Annotated in this window: 11 protein-coding genes and 4 tRNA genes; 12 read left to right on the top strand and 3 right to left on the bottom strand. The window is 51.5% G+C overall.

What is annotated here, in order from left to right; all coding sequences use genetic code 11:
• The first annotated feature begins 97 nt into the window (after window positions 1-97).
• Together ybfF and ybfE are read left to right on the top strand one after the other, a co-directional pair.
• Window positions 98-868 carry an esterase gene (ybfF, locus tag FAZ14_RS08950; protein WP_153508407.1) on the top strand — a complete coding sequence of 257 codons (771 nt, stop codon included), beginning with the start codon at window positions 98-100 and terminating at the stop codon, window positions 866-868.
• A gap of 285 nt (window positions 869-1,153) precedes the next feature.
• Window positions 1,154-1,435, top strand: coding sequence for a LexA regulated protein (ybfE, locus tag FAZ14_RS08945; RefSeq protein WP_012883886.1), 282 nt, complete (start codon window positions 1,154-1,156; stop codon window positions 1,433-1,435).
• A gap of 81 nt (window positions 1,436-1,516) precedes the next feature.
• On the opposite strand, the gene FAZ14_RS08940 is transcribed toward ybfE, so the two are convergent.
• A complete protein-coding gene (locus FAZ14_RS08940; protein WP_153508406.1) occupies window positions 1,517-3,205 on the bottom strand; it encodes a methyl-accepting chemotaxis protein in 1,689 nt (562 codons plus the stop codon).
• Window positions 3,206-3,627: 422 nt separating this feature from the next.
• Here FAZ14_RS08940 and fldA point away from each other — a divergent pair, with 422 nt between their 5' ends.
• Both fldA and fur read left to right on the top strand, forming a co-directional pair.
• Window positions 3,628-4,155: a flavodoxin FldA gene (gene fldA, locus FAZ14_RS08935; RefSeq protein WP_153508405.1), complete on the top strand. Its 528-nt coding sequence runs from the start codon at window positions 3,628-3,630 to the stop codon at window positions 4,153-4,155.
• Between the two features lie 532 nt (window positions 4,156-4,687).
• Window positions 4,688-5,134, top strand: a complete 447-nt coding sequence (fur, locus tag FAZ14_RS08930) for a ferric iron uptake transcriptional regulator (RefSeq protein ID WP_012770614.1) — start codon at window positions 4,688-4,690, stop codon at window positions 5,132-5,134.
• Between the two features lie 82 nt (window positions 5,135-5,216).
• Here fur and glnS read toward each other — a convergent pair whose 3' ends face one another.
• Window positions 5,217-6,875 (bottom strand): glutamine--tRNA ligase, encoded by a 1,659-nt coding sequence (gene glnS, locus FAZ14_RS08925; RefSeq protein WP_016941966.1) that lies wholly within the window; start codon window positions 6,873-6,875, stop codon window positions 5,217-5,219.
• A 167-nt stretch (window positions 6,876-7,042) separates the two neighbouring features.
• Window positions 7,043-8,515, bottom strand: coding sequence for an N-acetylglucosamine-specific PTS transporter subunit IIBC (gene nagE, locus FAZ14_RS08920; RefSeq protein ID WP_016941967.1), 1,473 nt, complete (start codon window positions 8,513-8,515; stop codon window positions 7,043-7,045).
• A gap of 327 nt (window positions 8,516-8,842) precedes the next feature.
• Here nagE and nagB point away from each other — a divergent pair, with 327 nt between their 5' ends.
• The 8 genes from nagB to FAZ14_RS08880 all read left to right on the top strand — a co-directional run bounded on the left by nagB (window position 8,843) and on the right by FAZ14_RS08880 (window position 14,660).
• Entirely contained in the window at window positions 8,843-9,643 is an 801-nt protein-coding gene (gene nagB, locus FAZ14_RS08915) for a glucosamine-6-phosphate deaminase (protein WP_016941968.1), read from the top strand.
• 22 nt (window positions 9,644-9,665) lie between these two features.
• Window positions 9,666-10,817 (top strand): N-acetylglucosamine-6-phosphate deacetylase, encoded by a 1,152-nt coding sequence (nagA, locus tag FAZ14_RS08910; protein ID WP_016941969.1) that lies wholly within the window; start codon window positions 9,666-9,668, stop codon window positions 10,815-10,817.
• 29 nt (window positions 10,818-10,846) lie between these two features.
• Window positions 10,847-12,070, top strand: coding sequence for a DNA-binding transcriptional regulator NagC (nagC, locus tag FAZ14_RS08905; protein WP_016941970.1), 1,224 nt, complete (start codon window positions 10,847-10,849; stop codon window positions 12,068-12,070).
• 294 nt (window positions 12,071-12,364) lie between these two features.
• Entirely contained in the window at window positions 12,365-14,029 is a 1,665-nt protein-coding gene (gene asnB, locus FAZ14_RS08900) for an asparagine synthase B (RefSeq protein ID WP_016941971.1), read from the top strand.
• 218 nt (window positions 14,030-14,247) lie between these two features.
• Window positions 14,248-14,324: transfer RNA gene (locus tag FAZ14_RS08895), tRNA-Met, on the top strand.
• A 10-nt stretch (window positions 14,325-14,334) separates the two neighbouring features.
• Window positions 14,335-14,419, top strand: a tRNA-Leu gene (locus FAZ14_RS08890).
• 53 nt (window positions 14,420-14,472) lie between these two features.
• A tRNA-Gln gene (locus FAZ14_RS08885) sits at window positions 14,473-14,547 on the top strand.
• A gap of 38 nt (window positions 14,548-14,585) precedes the next feature.
• Window positions 14,586-14,660, top strand: a tRNA-Gln gene (locus FAZ14_RS08880).
• Window position 14,661 lies beyond the last annotated feature (1 nt).

Raw genomic sequence — 14,661 nt, 5'->3', positions numbered from 1 at the left:
CCCCGGCTGACGCAGCCTGAGAGAGTTTACCCTGCGGCGAAGCGACATGGTAAAGTCATGATACCCTAAGCCACTGTCTCTCTGAATGAACTTCACCATGAAATTGAATTATCGCTGGCAAAATGCACAATCCCCGCAAAACCAATTACCCGTCGTCCTCATTCATGGGTTATTCGGTAATCTGGATAACCTTGGCGTACTGGCACGCGATCTGCAAAAACATCACGATATCGTGCAAGTTGATCTGCGCAATCACGGGTTGTCGCCGCGTTCGCCAGAGATGACGTATCCGGCCATGGCGCAGGATGTGTGTGAGCTGATCGACGAGCTGGGTCTGGAGCGCGTCATTCTGATAGGCCATTCAATGGGCGGCAAAGTGTCAATGGCACTGACCGAACGGCTTGCTGAACGCATCGATCGTATCGTGGCAATTGATATTGCACCGGTGGATTATCAGGTTCGCCGCCATGACAAGGTGTTTGCCGCCATTCGTGCCGTCAGTGACGCCGGTGCGACACAACGCTCGCAGGCAGCGGAAATCATGCGGCCTCATCTGCCCGGTGAGGAAGGCGTGGTGCAATTTTTGCTGAAGTCATTTCAGCAAGGGGAGTGGCGTTTTAATGTACCGGTATTGTGGGATCAGTACGCGCATATTGTCGGCTGGAAAGAGGTATCCCCCTGGGCGGGTCCTATTCTGTTTATCCGTGGCGGTGAGTCACCTTATCTCGATGATCGCTATCGCGACCTTCTGGTGCGCCAGTTTCCTGCCGCGAAAGCCCATGTGGTGAGTGGTGCAGGCCACTGGGTGCACGCGGAAAAACCCGACGCGGTGTTGCGCGCCATCCACCGTTTTCTGGACGCTGACTGACAGCGCATTAGGCCATGTAGGAATCTCAACTGCCGGACATCCGCACCAGCCTGCGTCAATCACGGTTTAATTGCGCGCTACGCCTCAGTAAACGTTGTCGCCACCGCAACGGCTGGGGTATTATGGCGCGCTCAGTATGAGGGACGGCTGTATGGCCACTTGCATCGTTAACCACATTTCATCAAAACGCGGCCTGAGTTGCTAAAAGCACCAGATAATCCCGGCGGTCAACCTCCGGAGTTCACACGCGGCGTTTTGGCCGAATTTCTTGCAGTACCACTAGTTATGGCAAAAGAACAAACGGATCGCACCACGCTGGATCTGTTCGCGAATGAGCGTCGGCCTGGGCGGCCGAAAACCAATCCGCTCTCGCGTGACGAACAGTTACGGATCAACAAGCGCAACCAGTTGCGGCGTGACAAAGTGCGGGGGCTTCGTCGTGTCGAGCTGAAAATTAACAGTGAAGCGGTAGAGATTCTCAATGCGCTGGCTGAACAAAAAAACATCAGCCGAAGTGAACTGATAGAACAGATGCTGCTGGCACAGTTGGCAGAGCAACAAGACTAGAACAATACGACACAACTACATAGCAACTACACAGCTACAATGGTGCTGGCGTCATCCATGACGCCTGACGTCCTCAATACATCAGAACGTTTCCCAATTATCACTGCCTTTCTTAGCCGATGTTGCAGCGGGCAATGCTTTGGCTGACGGAGCCGCCACGGCTTTAACCGGTGCCTGACGTTCGCGCCTTGGCGACAGACCGGATGACTGTTCCTCTGAAAGACGGAAGACGGATACCGCTTCGGTCAGCACCATCGCCTGTTCTTCCAGTGAGCGGGTGGCGGCAGAGGCCTCTTGCACCAGCGCGGCGTTCTGCTGAGTCACGCCATCCATTTCCGTAATCGCCTGACCGGCCTGGGCGATGCCTTTACTCTGCTCATCCGATGCGGTGGCGATTTCCGACATAATATCGGTCACATTGGTTACCGCTTTCACAATCTCGCTCATAGTGCTGCCTGCGTCAGCCACCAACGAGGAACCGTTATCCACGCAACGAACCGACTCGGCAATCAGATTTTCAATCTCTTTGGCCGCCTGCGCACTGCGTTGCGCCAGGCTTCTTACTTCACCGGCCACCACCGCGAATCCACGCCCTTGCTCACCGGCACGAGCCGCCTCAACCGCTGCGTTCAACGCCAGAATGTTGGTCTGGAAAGCGATGCCATTAATCACACTGGTAATTTCAGCGATTTTCTTTGAACTACCAGAGATTTCTGCCATGGTTTTCACGACATTGTCGACCAACTCCCCGCCCTTACTGGCTGTGGTCGAAGCCTGATGAGCCAGTTGACTGGCGTGGCTGGCATTTTCCGCGTTCTGTTTCACGGTCGACGTCAGTTGTTCCATACTGGCAGCACTTTCTTCCAACGCCGCTGCCTGCGACTCGGTACGGGCTGCCAGGTCGTTGTTACCGGATGCGATTTCCGACACGCCCTGATAAATGGAATCTGCACTGCTTCGAATCGTACTCACCGTGTTCGCCAGGCTGGTTTGCATATCGCGCAACAGCGGGAACAGTTTACCTACACAGTTGTTACCAAAATCCAGAATCGGTTTGCCAAGACGGCCAGCCGCAATCACCTGGAAGTGTTCACGCAAATCATTGAGCGGGCGCACCAGACAAGCCACCAGATAACGGTCGGTCATAAACAACATCAACAAGCCAGCGACCAGCCCTGCCAGCAAAATGTTCTGTCCGATAGCAGTAATACTTTCCAACCGGTCTCCTGCATCGACGAACATCTTTGACCCGGCTTTGTTGAAGTTAGTGAACGAGACATTGAACTGGCGACTGAACGCGGGCACGATGTCTTTGGCATACTTGTCGTACTCATCGAACTTTTTGTCCGCCGCACGTTGGAACATCGGCTCAACCCCTTGGGTAACCAGGTTGCTCCAGTCACGTGTTACCGCGTCCACCAGTTCCGGCGACATGCCAGCATGATCAATCTTTTTGAAGGCTTCAAGGTTAGATTTCAGTAAATCCAGCGCAGCCTGTGATGATTTTTGCTGTTCGTCCGCTTTTTGATTATCACCATTCTGCCGATAATCAATCGCACGCGCCAGTCGGGTGACCATACGGAAATATTGGTCATTCCCGGTATTAACCAAATTCATATTATTAACCAGCAACGCACTGGTTTTAGACGTTTCGTTCATGGTTTTGAACGAATACATGGTGTAGAGCGAGACCGCAATCCATAACGCACAGAAGATGCCAAGCACCCATAACATAGCAGTGCGAATGGCAATATTTTTTAGGAATTGCATAATTGACTCCATAAACGAGCTATTGATCGAGGAGGTAAGGCTTGTTTTGACTTATGTAATGAGAAACTTTCTCGTTTTGTAAGAAACATTGCTACACATTTACATACATTCAATAAAGCACTATGTTTCGTCATCGTCAAAACTATAAGAATATTTAGTCTTTTCTGTTTTTTTAAAAACTAATAAAAATTAGATATTTAACCAATTACCGATATTTTCAGTTACCTACGGGAATATCGTATTTAAAAAAAATTAAAAAAACATTAAGAAGTCGATGAAAAAAGAATCAATTAATTGTTTTTACAGCACGAATGCAGGCAGCCACAGATACACGTTTATCCGCCAGACAGTGTCTGCTATTATTAGCAGATAGTGGGTGACGCAAGCACCATACCCTTAGGAATCAAGAGGTTATTTAATCTATGGCTCTCATAGGCATTTTTTTTGGCAGTGATACGGGTAATACGGAAAATATTGCTAAAACTATCCAGCAACAACTGGGCAGCGACGTCGCCGAACTGCACGACATTGCCAAAAGCAGCAAAGAGGATCTGGAACGTTTTGACATCCTGCTGTTGGGTATCCCGACCTGGTATTACGGCGAAGCACAGTGTGACTGGGATGACTTTTTCCCAACACTGGAAGAGATTGATTTTTCTGGAAAACTTGTAGCCATCTTTGGTTGCGGCGATCAGGAAGATTACGCAGAGTACTTCTGTGATGCCATGGGCACCATTCGCGACATCATTGAACCACGTGGTGCAAACATCGTCGGTCACTGGCCGACTGAAGGTTACTACTTCGAAGCCTCAAAAGGCTTGGCGGATGACGATCACTTTATCGGCCTGGCTATTGATGAAGACCGCCAGCCGGAACTGACCAGCGAACGCGTTTCCAACTGGGTCAAGCAAATCAGCGAAGAGCTGGATTTGAAAGCCTTACTGGCCTGATTCACCCGTGGCCCTGATGCACCGCTGGTGCCAATATATTCGGGGCCATATCACTCTCGATAAGTAAACATCGACAGGCAAATCGATGGCTAAATCGATAATGAGAGCCATATACCCAAAATAATTCGAGTTGCAGGAAGGCGGCAAGTGAGCGAATCCCGATGAGCTTACTCAGGTAAGTGATTCGGGTGAGCGAGCGCAGCCAACACACCTGCAACTTGAAGTATGATGGGTATAGATAGATAAAACCTATCGCAATCAGTGATACATTTTTTTAACTTTTCATCCTGACAAGGTACAATGTCATCCGCTCAGCCGGATTATGTTTAATGATAAATCCTGGCATACAATTTGTTTCTTATCGATAACCACACTGAATACAGTACGTTAACCTGAATCCTATTGTAAAAGTTCCGTAGTTTTCATTTCGATGGTGCGGTTCTATAATTGAGACACATGACCTTTTTTACGCCGACCGATGATACTAGGCTAATAGCCTCCCAGATAAAGCACGTAACAGGACTAAATCCGCATGACTGACAACAACACCGCATTAAAGAAGGCCGGCCTGAAAGTCACACTTCCACGACTGAAAATTCTGGAAGTCCTTCAGGATCCTCAATGCCACCACGTCAGCGCGGAAGACTTATACAAGAAGCTGATTGATATGGGGGAAGAGATTGGTTTGGCCACTGTCTACCGTGTGCTTAACCAGTTTGACGATGCAGGCATCGTCACCCGCCACAACTTCGAAGGTGGCAAATCCGTTTTCGAACTCACCCAACAGCACCACCATGATCATTTGATCTGTCTGGATTGCGGTCGGGTGATTGAATTCAGCGATGAGTCTATCGAAGCACGCCAGCGTGAAATTTCCGAGAAGCATGGCATCAAGCTCACCAACCACAGTTTGTATCTGTACGGCCATTGCAGTAGCGGCGACTGCCGTGAAGACGACAACGCCCACGACGAACGCTGATTGAGCCTTCTCTTTATTCTGAGCAAAAATAAAACCGCCTCGGCGGTTTTATTTTTATCTTGTACCCACCATCAGGCGGTGATTAACCCGCCCAACTGTCACGCAATCCTACTGTCCGGTTGAATACCAGATGATCAGGACGAGAATACACGCGATCCGCGCAGAAATACCCTTCACGCTCAAACTGATAGGCTTTTTCGACCTCGGCATTACCCAGGCTGGCTTCGACAAAACCCTGAGCAATACTCAGCGAATCAGGATTGATGGTGGAGAGAAAATCCTCCGCTCCGCCAGGGTTCGCCACACTAAACAGGCGATCATACAGACGGAACTGCGCGGGCAGCGCGTGAGCGGCAGATACCCAGTGGATCACGCCTTTCACTTTACGGCCGTCAGCCGGATCCTTGCTCAGGGTTTCCGTATCACAGCGGCAGTAAATTGTGGTGATCACACCCTGCTCATCTTTATCAATACGTTCAGCCTTAATGACATACGCATTGCGCAGACGGACTTCTTTGCCGAGCACCAAACGTTTGTACTGCTTATTGGCTTCTTCACGGAAATCAGCGCGATCGATATACACTTCACGACTGAAGGCAACCTGTCGTGTTCCCATCTCCGGCTTATTCGGATGGTTGGGCATGCTCAGCCACTCTTCATGGCCTTCAGGCAGGTTCTCAATCACCACTTTTACAGGATCCAGCACGGCCATCGCACGTGGTGCATTCTCGTTGAGATCATCACGAATGCACGACTCGAGTGCCGCCATTTCTACGGTGTTATCCTGCTTGGTCACGCCAATGCGGCGGCAGAATTCACGAATAGAAGCAGCTGTATAGCCACGACGACGTAAACCAGAGATGGTCGGCATACGCGGATCGCTCCAGCCTTCGACTATCTTCTCACTCACCAGTTGGTTCAGCTTCCGCTTGGACATGACCGCATATTCCAGGTTCAGGCGGGAAAACTCGTACTGACGCGGGTGAGCAGGAATGCTGATGTTATCCAGCACCCAATCATACAAGCGGCGGTTATCCTGAAACTCCAGCGTACACAGTGAGTGTGTAATACCTTCCAGCGCATCAGAAATGCAGTGGGTGAAGTCGTACATCGGGTAGATGCACCACTTATTGCCAGTCTGATGATGCTCGGCGAATTTGATGCGATACAGCACCGGGTCGCGCATCACGATAAACGGTGATGCCATGTCGATTTTAGCACGCAGGCAAGCAGCACCTTCAGCGAACCCGCCATTGCGCATTTTTTCAAACAGCGCCAGGTTCTCGTCAACACGGCGATCGCGGTACGGGCTATTTTTGCCAGGTGAAGTCAGCGTGCCGCGATATTCGCGAATCTGTTCCGGCGTCAGCTCATCGACATACGCCAACCCTTTATTGATCAGTTCAACGGCATACATATGCAACTGATCAAAATAATCCGACGAATAGCGAACATTGCCGCCCCAGGAGAAACCCAGCCACTGAACATCATGTTTGATGGACTCAACGTACTCGATATCTTCTTTTACCGGGTTGGTATCATCAAAGCGCAGGTTGCACTTGCCGTGGTAATCTTCAGCGATACCGAAGTTCAGACAGATAGATTTAGCGTGGCCGATATGAAGATAGCCGTTCGGCTCTGGAGGAAAACGCGTCTGAATGCTGTCGTGTTTACCGGTAGCCAGATCTTCATCAATGATCTGACGAATAAAGTTGGTTGGGCGGGCTTCAGCCTCACTCATGCTTGGTTCCTCAAATGCGAAAAAACAACCCTTAACCACTAATGATCCAACAAGCCACGCTGGGAAACAACCGTTTGTTTCATGAAAATTCAAGATAAAAAAACGGAGCGTGCTTGCAGGCACACTCCGTTTATCGATATCAGACGGCGATGATGACGCCAGCCGAATTATTCCTGTGAAACCTCACGCAAGGCGGCGGCGATATTCTCGGCCTGGGTGCCAACCACAATCTGCACGCTTTGCTTGTTAAGACGAATCACACCCGCAGCCCCTAACTGACGTGCCGCCGATTCATCCACCAGGCTCGAATCTTTCACGCTCAGGCGCAAACGAGTGATACAAGCGTCGATGCCGGTCAGATTATCTTTACCGCCGATGGCCTGCAAATACCCTTTCGCCACCGATTGGGTATTACCCGCAGGAGCGGTAGTCCCCTCCGTTGAGGACTGGGTCGCAATCGCTTCACGTCCCGGCGTCATCAGGTTAAACCGGGTAATGGTAAAGCGGAACACCACATAATAAATGGCGAAGAACACCACACCCTGGAGCAGCAACATGTACCAATGTGTCGCCAGCGGGTTACGTGTAGAAAGCACCAGGTCCACCAAACCAGCACTGAAACCAAAACCGGCAATCCAGTGCATGCTGGCCGCGATGAATACTGAAATCCCGGTCAACAACGCGTGCAGCACATACAGCACCGGCGCAACAAACATGAAGGAGAATTCCAGTGGTTCAGTAATACCAGTGAAGAAGGCGGCAAACGCTGCTGCCACCATAATGCCCGCCACACGGCTGCGGTTTTCAGGACGCGCACAGTGATAAATCGCCAGTGCCGCACCCGGCAAACCAAACATCATGATAGGGAAGAAACCGGCCTGATAACGCCCGGTAATGCCCGGGATCGCTTTGCCTGCATCAATCGCCTGCTGCCCGCTCAGGAAGTTGGGGATATCGTTAATGCCCGCCACATCAAACCAGAACACTGAATTCAGTGCATGATGCAACCCGACCGGAATCAACAAGCGGTTAAAGAAGGCATAAATACCCGCCCCTACCGACCCCATCTGCTGGATATGTTCGCCAAAGGAAACCAGTGCGTTATAAATCACCGGCCAGACGTACATCAGCACAAACGCCACCACAATCATCAGCACCGATACCAGAATCGGCACCAGTCGGCGACCGTTGAAGAAAGAGAGTGCTTTGGGCAATTCAACCTGGCTGTAGCGGTTATACAACTCGGCGGAAATCACGCCGACCAGGATACCGATGAATTGGTTTTCAATCTTGCTAAATGCCTTGGGTACCTCTGCCAGCGGGATATGCTGAATCATCGATACCGCCGCAGGCGAGCATAGCGTAGTCAACACCAGATAACCGACAAACCCGGACAGCGCCGCCGCACCGTCTTTGTCCTTAGACATACCGTAGGCGACACCGACAGCAAACAGCACCGCCATATGTTCGATAATCGCCGCACCAGACTTGATCAACAACGCTGCCAGCGCGTTTTCACTCCCCCAGCCAACCGGGTCTATCCAGTACCCCACCCCCATCAGGATGGCGGCTGCGGGCAATGTAGCGACCGGCACCATCAACGCACGGCCTACTTTTTGTAAATAACCGAGTGTACTCACCTTCCCCTCTCTTTCCCTTACGGGCAATAAATTGTCTGTCAGCCTTGTTACCAAATCACCCGCCAGCCATGTGGGCCTGACCAGAGTGCCAAAAAAATAATTCGCCACGCAAATTAATAACAGTAATTATGTGATAATAATCACCACAAACGCACATATTAAAAGTTTATGGCGCTACATTAACACAACTTATTTCAAGACTAAAAAAAACACGCTACACTACCCCCAGATAAACACCGACACATCGCATCGGCATAGTACCTGGCAGCCAATCTATCTGGCTGCGACTACCCGATGATAGCTAACCGATTGCCTGAGGAGAGCACCATGAGACTGATTCCACTAACGACCCCCGCCGAGGTTGGCAAATGGGCCGCCCGTTATATTGTCGAGCGCATCAATGCTTTCAACCCAACGGCAGAACGCCCGTTCGTGCTCGGTCTGCCAACCGGCAGCTCACCGCTGGAAGCCTACAAAGCGCTGATTGCGCTATATAACGCAGGTCAGATCAGCTTTAAGCATGTTGTTACCTTCAACATGGATGAATACGTCGGGCTACCGGCGGACCACCCGGAAAGCTACCGCACCTTTATGTACCAGAATTTTTTCAATCACGTTGATATTCCGGAAGGAAACATTAACCTGTTGAATGGCAACGCGGAAGATATCGCTGCTGAGTGTCAGCGTTATGAAGAAAAAATCAAGTCTTACGGCAAGATTCATCTGTTCATGGGCGGCGTCGGCAACGATGGTCATATCGCTTTTAACGAACCGGCGTCTTCTCTGGTATCCCGTACCCGTATCAAAACGCTGACGGAAGAGACCCGTATCGCCAATTCCCGTTTCTTCGACGGCGATGTTAGCCAGGTGCCTAAATACGCCCTGACAGTCGGCGTGGGTACGCTGCTGGATGCAGAAGAAGTCATGATTCTGGTTAGCGGCCGTCATAAGGCACAGGCGCTTCAGGCGGCGGTAGAAGGCAATGTGAATCACATGTGGACCATCAGTTGCCTGCAGTTGCACGCTAAAGCGCTGATGGTGTGCGATGAGCCTTCCACCATGGAATTAAAAGTGAAGACCGTGAAATATTTCCGCGAGCTGGAAGCTGAAAATATCCAAAATCTGTAATCGGTGAGCCAGGAGCTTAGAGATGTTCGCTTTAATCAATGGTCGTGTTTTTACCGGCCACCAGATCCTTGACGGTTATGCCGTCGTCGTCGCCGATGGATTGATCGAGGCGGTATGCCCGGCACATGAACTGCCTGACACGCTACCCCGGCGTGATCTTGCCGGTGCGCTACTGGCCCCTGGCTTTATCGACCTGCAATTGAATGGCTGCGGCGGCGTTCAGTTCAATGACGCGCTGAGCAGCCTTTGCGTCCAAACACTGGAAGCCATGCAGAAGGCCAACGAAAAATCCGGCTGCACCAGTTTCTTACCGACGCTTATCACCTCCTCTGATGAATTCATGCGCCACAGCATCGGCGTCATGCGTGCCTGGCTTGCTCAGCACCGCCATCAGGCGCTGGGGTTGCATCTGGAAGGCCCGTGGCTTAACCCGATAAAAAAAGGCACCCATGACGCCAGTTTTATCCGCCAGCCGGACGATGAGCTGGTGGCTTATCTGTGTGACAATGCCGATGTCATTAGCAAGGTCACGCTGGCACCGGAAATGGTGCCAGACAGCGTGATAAGGCAGTTGAGCGATGCAGGTATCGTCGTATCCGCCGGGCACTCTCATGCCACCTGGGAACAGGCCAAAGGGGGTTTTGCTGCCGGGATCCGCTTTGCTACCCACCTGTTTAACGCCATGCCCCCCGTTACCGGCCGTGAACCCGGTCTGGTCGGTGCCGTCTATGACGCACCAGAAGTCTATTGCGGTATCATTGCCGATGGTCATCATGTCAGTTGGGCGACTATCCGTAACAGCAAACGCATCAAGGGCGACAAGCTGGTGCTGGTCACCGACGCTACGGCACCTGCGGGTTCCACTATCGACCAGTTCACATTTGCCGGTAAAACCATATACTACCGCGACGGCATCTGTGTAGATGAGAATGGCACCCTGAGCGGTTCGGCTCTCACCATGATCGATGCCGTACGCAATTGCGTAGAACACGCGGGTATCGCTCTGGATGAAGCGCTGAGAATGGCAACGCTCTATCCGGCAAGAGCCATCGGCGAAGCATGCCGACTGGGAAGCATTGAAACAGGAAAAGTAGCAAACCTGACGGCGTTTACCCGCGATTTTGACATCCTCAGTACGTTTGTGAATGGTGAAGAAGTCTTTCGCAAATCGTAAGCGTATTGCATCGACACGAGTAACGCGTCATGACCACAGGCGGACAAACCCAGATAGGGAATATCGATCTGGTTAAACAACTCAACAGTGCGGTCGTGTACCGCCTGATTGACCAGCAAGGCCCTATCTCCCGAATTCAGATTTCAGAACAGAGCCAGCTTGCTCCCGCCAGCGTCACCAAAATTACCCGCCAGTTGCTGGAGCGTGGTCTTATCAAGGAAGTGGATCAGCAGGCATCAACCGGTGGACGTCGCGCTATTTCCATCATTTCTGAAACACGACCGTTTCATACCGTGGCAGTGCGACTCGGTCGCCACGATGCCACCCTCGCCTTATACGATTTACAGGGCAAACGGCTGGAAGAAGAGCACTGCAACCTGCCGGAAAATACCCAGGAAACGCTGGAAAGTGCTTTATTCACCGTGATTGATCAATTCATCACCCGTCATCAGCGCCGAATCCGCGAATTAATCGCGATTTCAGTGGTGTTACCGGGGTTGGTGGACCCGATTGCCGGTGTAGTACGTTATATGCCGCATATCAGTGTGGATAACTGGCCGCTGGTTGACAACCTCGAACAGCGTTTTAACGTACACAGTTTTGTTGGTCACGATATCCGCAGTCTGGCTCTGGCCGAGCACTATTTTGGCGCCACCCGCGACTGTCAGGACTCGTTACTGGTGCGGGTTCATCGCGGCGTAGGTGCCGGTATTCTCGTCAACGGCAAAATCTTCCTCGGCAGCAACAGCAATGTGGGGGAGATAGGTCACATCCAGATTGACCCCTTGGGTGATCGCTGCCACTGCGGCAACTTTGGTTGCCTTGAAACGGTAGTATCCAACGGTGCGCTGGAACAGCGGGTTCGTCATTTGCTGCAACAAGGTTTCCCCAGCAAACTGACGCTCGATGACTGCCAGATTGCCTCCATCTGTAAAGCGGCAGTCAAAGGCGATCGCCTGGCCAAAGAACTGATTGAAGCCGCCGGGCAGCAACTGGGCAAAGCTATCGCAATTGCCGTTAACCTGTTTAACCCCCAACGGGTCGTTATCGCCGGTGAAATTACCGCCGCAGACAAAATTCTGTTGCCAGCCATTGAGCGTTGCATCAATACGCAGGTGCTAAAAGATTTCCGGCAAAACCTGCCCGTCGTCGTCTCCGAATTGCAGCATTTGTCTGCCATCGGCGCTTTTGCGCTGGTAAAACGCGCCATGCTTAATGGTGTATTGCTGCAACGTCTGCTTGAAAATCAGTAAGTTTTGGTTTTTGCTATAAGGCCGGATTATGAGATCGCTAAAAATCCGGCCTCTCTTTTCAGTCATTGTGAATAAACCACAATAAATCACGTCCAAAATTACATATTCACCATCACAATGGCTTTTTTCATTAAATGATATTGAATTAGCATCCCCTTTTGATGCTAAATCAGTGTTACCGACACGGCGGCGACCGACCCATAGCAATACTACCCGGTAAGGAAAACCGCTGCTTACAGCCATACACTTTGACAGTTTTCACGTTGTGATGCGTGAATATAGGGAGCCTTTGGTATGTGTTCTATTTTTGGTGTGCTTGATCTGAAAACTGACCCGGTTGAACTGCGTAAAAAAGCGCTGGAGTTGTCCCGTCTGATGCGCCATCGCGGTCCAGACTGGTCCGGTGTTTACGCCAGCGACAAAGCCATTCTGGCGCATGAACGTCTGTCTATTGTCGACGTCAACACCGGTGCGCAGCCCCTTTACAACCAGGCGCACACCCACGTTCTGGCCGTGAACGGTGAAATTTATAACCATCAGGCTCTGCGTCAGCAATATGGCGACCGCTACCAGTTCCAGACCGGTTCCGACTGTGAAGTAATTCTGGCGTTGTACCAGGAAAAAGGGCCGGAATTCCTGGACGAACTGCGTGGTATGTTCGCCTTCGCGCTGTATGACAGTGAAAAAGACGCTTACCTGATCGGTCGCGATCACCTGGGCATCATCCCGCTGTATATGGGTTATGACGAGCACGGCAACTTTTATGTCGCCTCTGAAATGAAAGCGCTGGTGCCGGTATGCCGCACTATCAAAGAATTCCCGGCAGGTAGCTACCTGTGGAGTCAGGATGGCGAAATTCGTGAATACTATCGCCGTGACTGGTTCGAATACGACAACGTAAAAGATAACGTCACCGACGCCGCCGAACTGCGTGAAGCGCTGGAAGAGTCCGTGAAAAGCCACCTGATGTCCGATGTGCCTTACGGCGTACTGCTGTCCGGTGGTCTGGATTCGTCCGTCATTTCCGCCATCACCAAAAAATTCGCCGCCCGCCGCGTGGAAGATGACGAGCGCAGCGAAGCCTGGTGGCCGCAGCTTCACTCCTTCGCTGTTGGACTGGAAGGCGCGCCTGACCTGAAAGCAGCACGTGATGTTGCCGAACACCTCGGCACGGTGCACCACGAAATCCATTTCACGGTACAAGAAGGTCTGGATGCTATCCGCGACGTGATTTATCACATCGAAACCTATGACGTCACGACTATCCGCGCCTCGACGCCGATGTACCTGATGTCACGTAAAATTAAAGCTATGGGCATCAAAATGGTGCTGTCCGGTGAAGGTTCGGACGAAGTTTTCGGCGGTTATCTCTACTTCCACAAAGCGCCGAACGCGAAAGAGTTCCATGAAGAAACCGTGCGTAAACTGCTGGCACTGCACCAGTATGACTGCGCCCGCGCGAACAAAGCGATGTCGGCCTGGGGTGTTGAAGCACGCGTACCGTTCCTGGATAAGAAATTCCTGGACGTCGCCATGCGTATCAACCCGAAAGACAAAATGTGCGGTAACGGCAAAATGGAAAAACACATTCTGCGTGAATGTTTCGAATCCTATCTGCCGCACAGCGTGGCCTGGCGCCAGAAAGAGCAGTTCTCCGACGGTGTTGGCTACAGCTGGATTGATACGCTCAAAGAAGTGGCCGCTAAACAGGTTACCGACCAGCAACTGGAAACCGCACACTTCCGTTTCCCGTACAACACGCCGACCAGCAAAGAAGGCTACCTGTACCGCGAAATTTTTGAAGAACTGTTCCCGGTTCCAAGCGCGGCTGAATGCGTCCCTGGTGGTCCGTCAGTAGCCTGTTCGTCAGCTAAAGCCATTGAATGGGATGAATCCTTCAAAAAGATGGATGACCCGTCAGGCCGTGCCGTCGGCGTGCACCAATCCGCCTACCAATAACCCGCTTTATTTTACTGTTTTAAACGGGCCAATCGCGGCCCGTTTTTCTTATGTAATACCGTTAAAAGCCTGCTTTCTGACGCTTTTCTCACCAGACTGTTCATAACCCAAACAAACAATTCGAATACGCCGTTTTTAGGGAAAAAATGTGTTGACGCCAAAAGGCCAACTCCGCATAATGCGCCCCGCAACGCCGATGAAGGTGACGCGGAAAAGATGGCTACGTAGCTCAGCTGGTTAGAGCACAGCACTCATAATGCTGGGGTCACAGGTTCGATTCCCGTCGTAGCCACCATTTTTTCCCTGCGGGAGTGGCGAAATTGGTAGACGCACCAGATTTAGGTTCTGGCGCCGCAAGGTGTGCGAGTTCAAGTCTCGCCTCCCGCACCATTGTCTTAATCGGTATGAAAACCGAATCGTCAACTCGGGTTGCGAAAATTTATTGGGGTATCGCCAAGCGGTAAGGCAGCGGGTTTTGATCCCGCCACTCCCAGGTTCGAATCCTGGTACCCCAGCCATATATTTAGTGAGACACATCTTACGATGTGCACCCTGTTGGGGTATCGCCAAGCGGTAAGGCAGCGGATTCTGATTCCGCCATCCCGAGGTTCGAATCCTCGTACCCCAGCCAT

Origin of the sequence: Dickeya oryzae (genome assembly GCF_009372235.1) — a bacterium.
Classification (GTDB): Bacteria; Pseudomonadota; Gammaproteobacteria; order Enterobacterales; family Enterobacteriaceae; genus Dickeya; species Dickeya oryzae.
This window is presented reverse-complemented; position numbering and strand designations above follow the sequence as displayed.

What these genes read in the sequence shown, in the direction of transcription:
- ybfE (WP_012883886.1), top strand. Translation starts at nt 1,154, where the DNA reads ATGGCAAAAGAACAAACGGATCGCACCACGCTGGATCTGTTCGCGAAT.
- nagC (WP_016941970.1), top strand. Translation starts at nt 10,847, where the DNA reads ATGACCACAGGCGGACAAACCCAGATAGGGAATATCGATCTGGTTAAA.
- nagA (WP_016941969.1), top strand. Translation starts at nt 9,666, where the DNA reads ATGTTCGCTTTAATCAATGGTCGTGTTTTTACCGGCCACCAGATCCTT.
- nagB (WP_016941968.1), top strand. Translation starts at nt 8,843, where the DNA reads ATGAGACTGATTCCACTAACGACCCCCGCCGAGGTTGGCAAATGGGCC.
- asnB (WP_016941971.1), top strand. Translation starts at nt 12,365, where the DNA reads ATGTGTTCTATTTTTGGTGTGCTTGATCTGAAAACTGACCCGGTTGAA.
- fldA (WP_153508405.1), top strand. Translation starts at nt 3,628, where the DNA reads ATGGCTCTCATAGGCATTTTTTTTGGCAGTGATACGGGTAATACGGAA.
- glnS (WP_016941966.1), bottom strand. Translation starts at nt 6,875, where the DNA reads ATGAGTGAGGCTGAAGCCCGCCCAACCAACTTTATTCGTCAGATCATT.
- FAZ14_RS08940 (WP_153508406.1), bottom strand. Translation starts at nt 3,205, where the DNA reads ATGCAATTCCTAAAAAATATTGCCATTCGCACTGCTATGTTATGGGTG.
- ybfF (WP_153508407.1), top strand. Translation starts at nt 98, where the DNA reads ATGAAATTGAATTATCGCTGGCAAAATGCACAATCCCCGCAAAACCAA.
- fur (WP_012770614.1), top strand. Translation starts at nt 4,688, where the DNA reads ATGACTGACAACAACACCGCATTAAAGAAGGCCGGCCTGAAAGTCACA.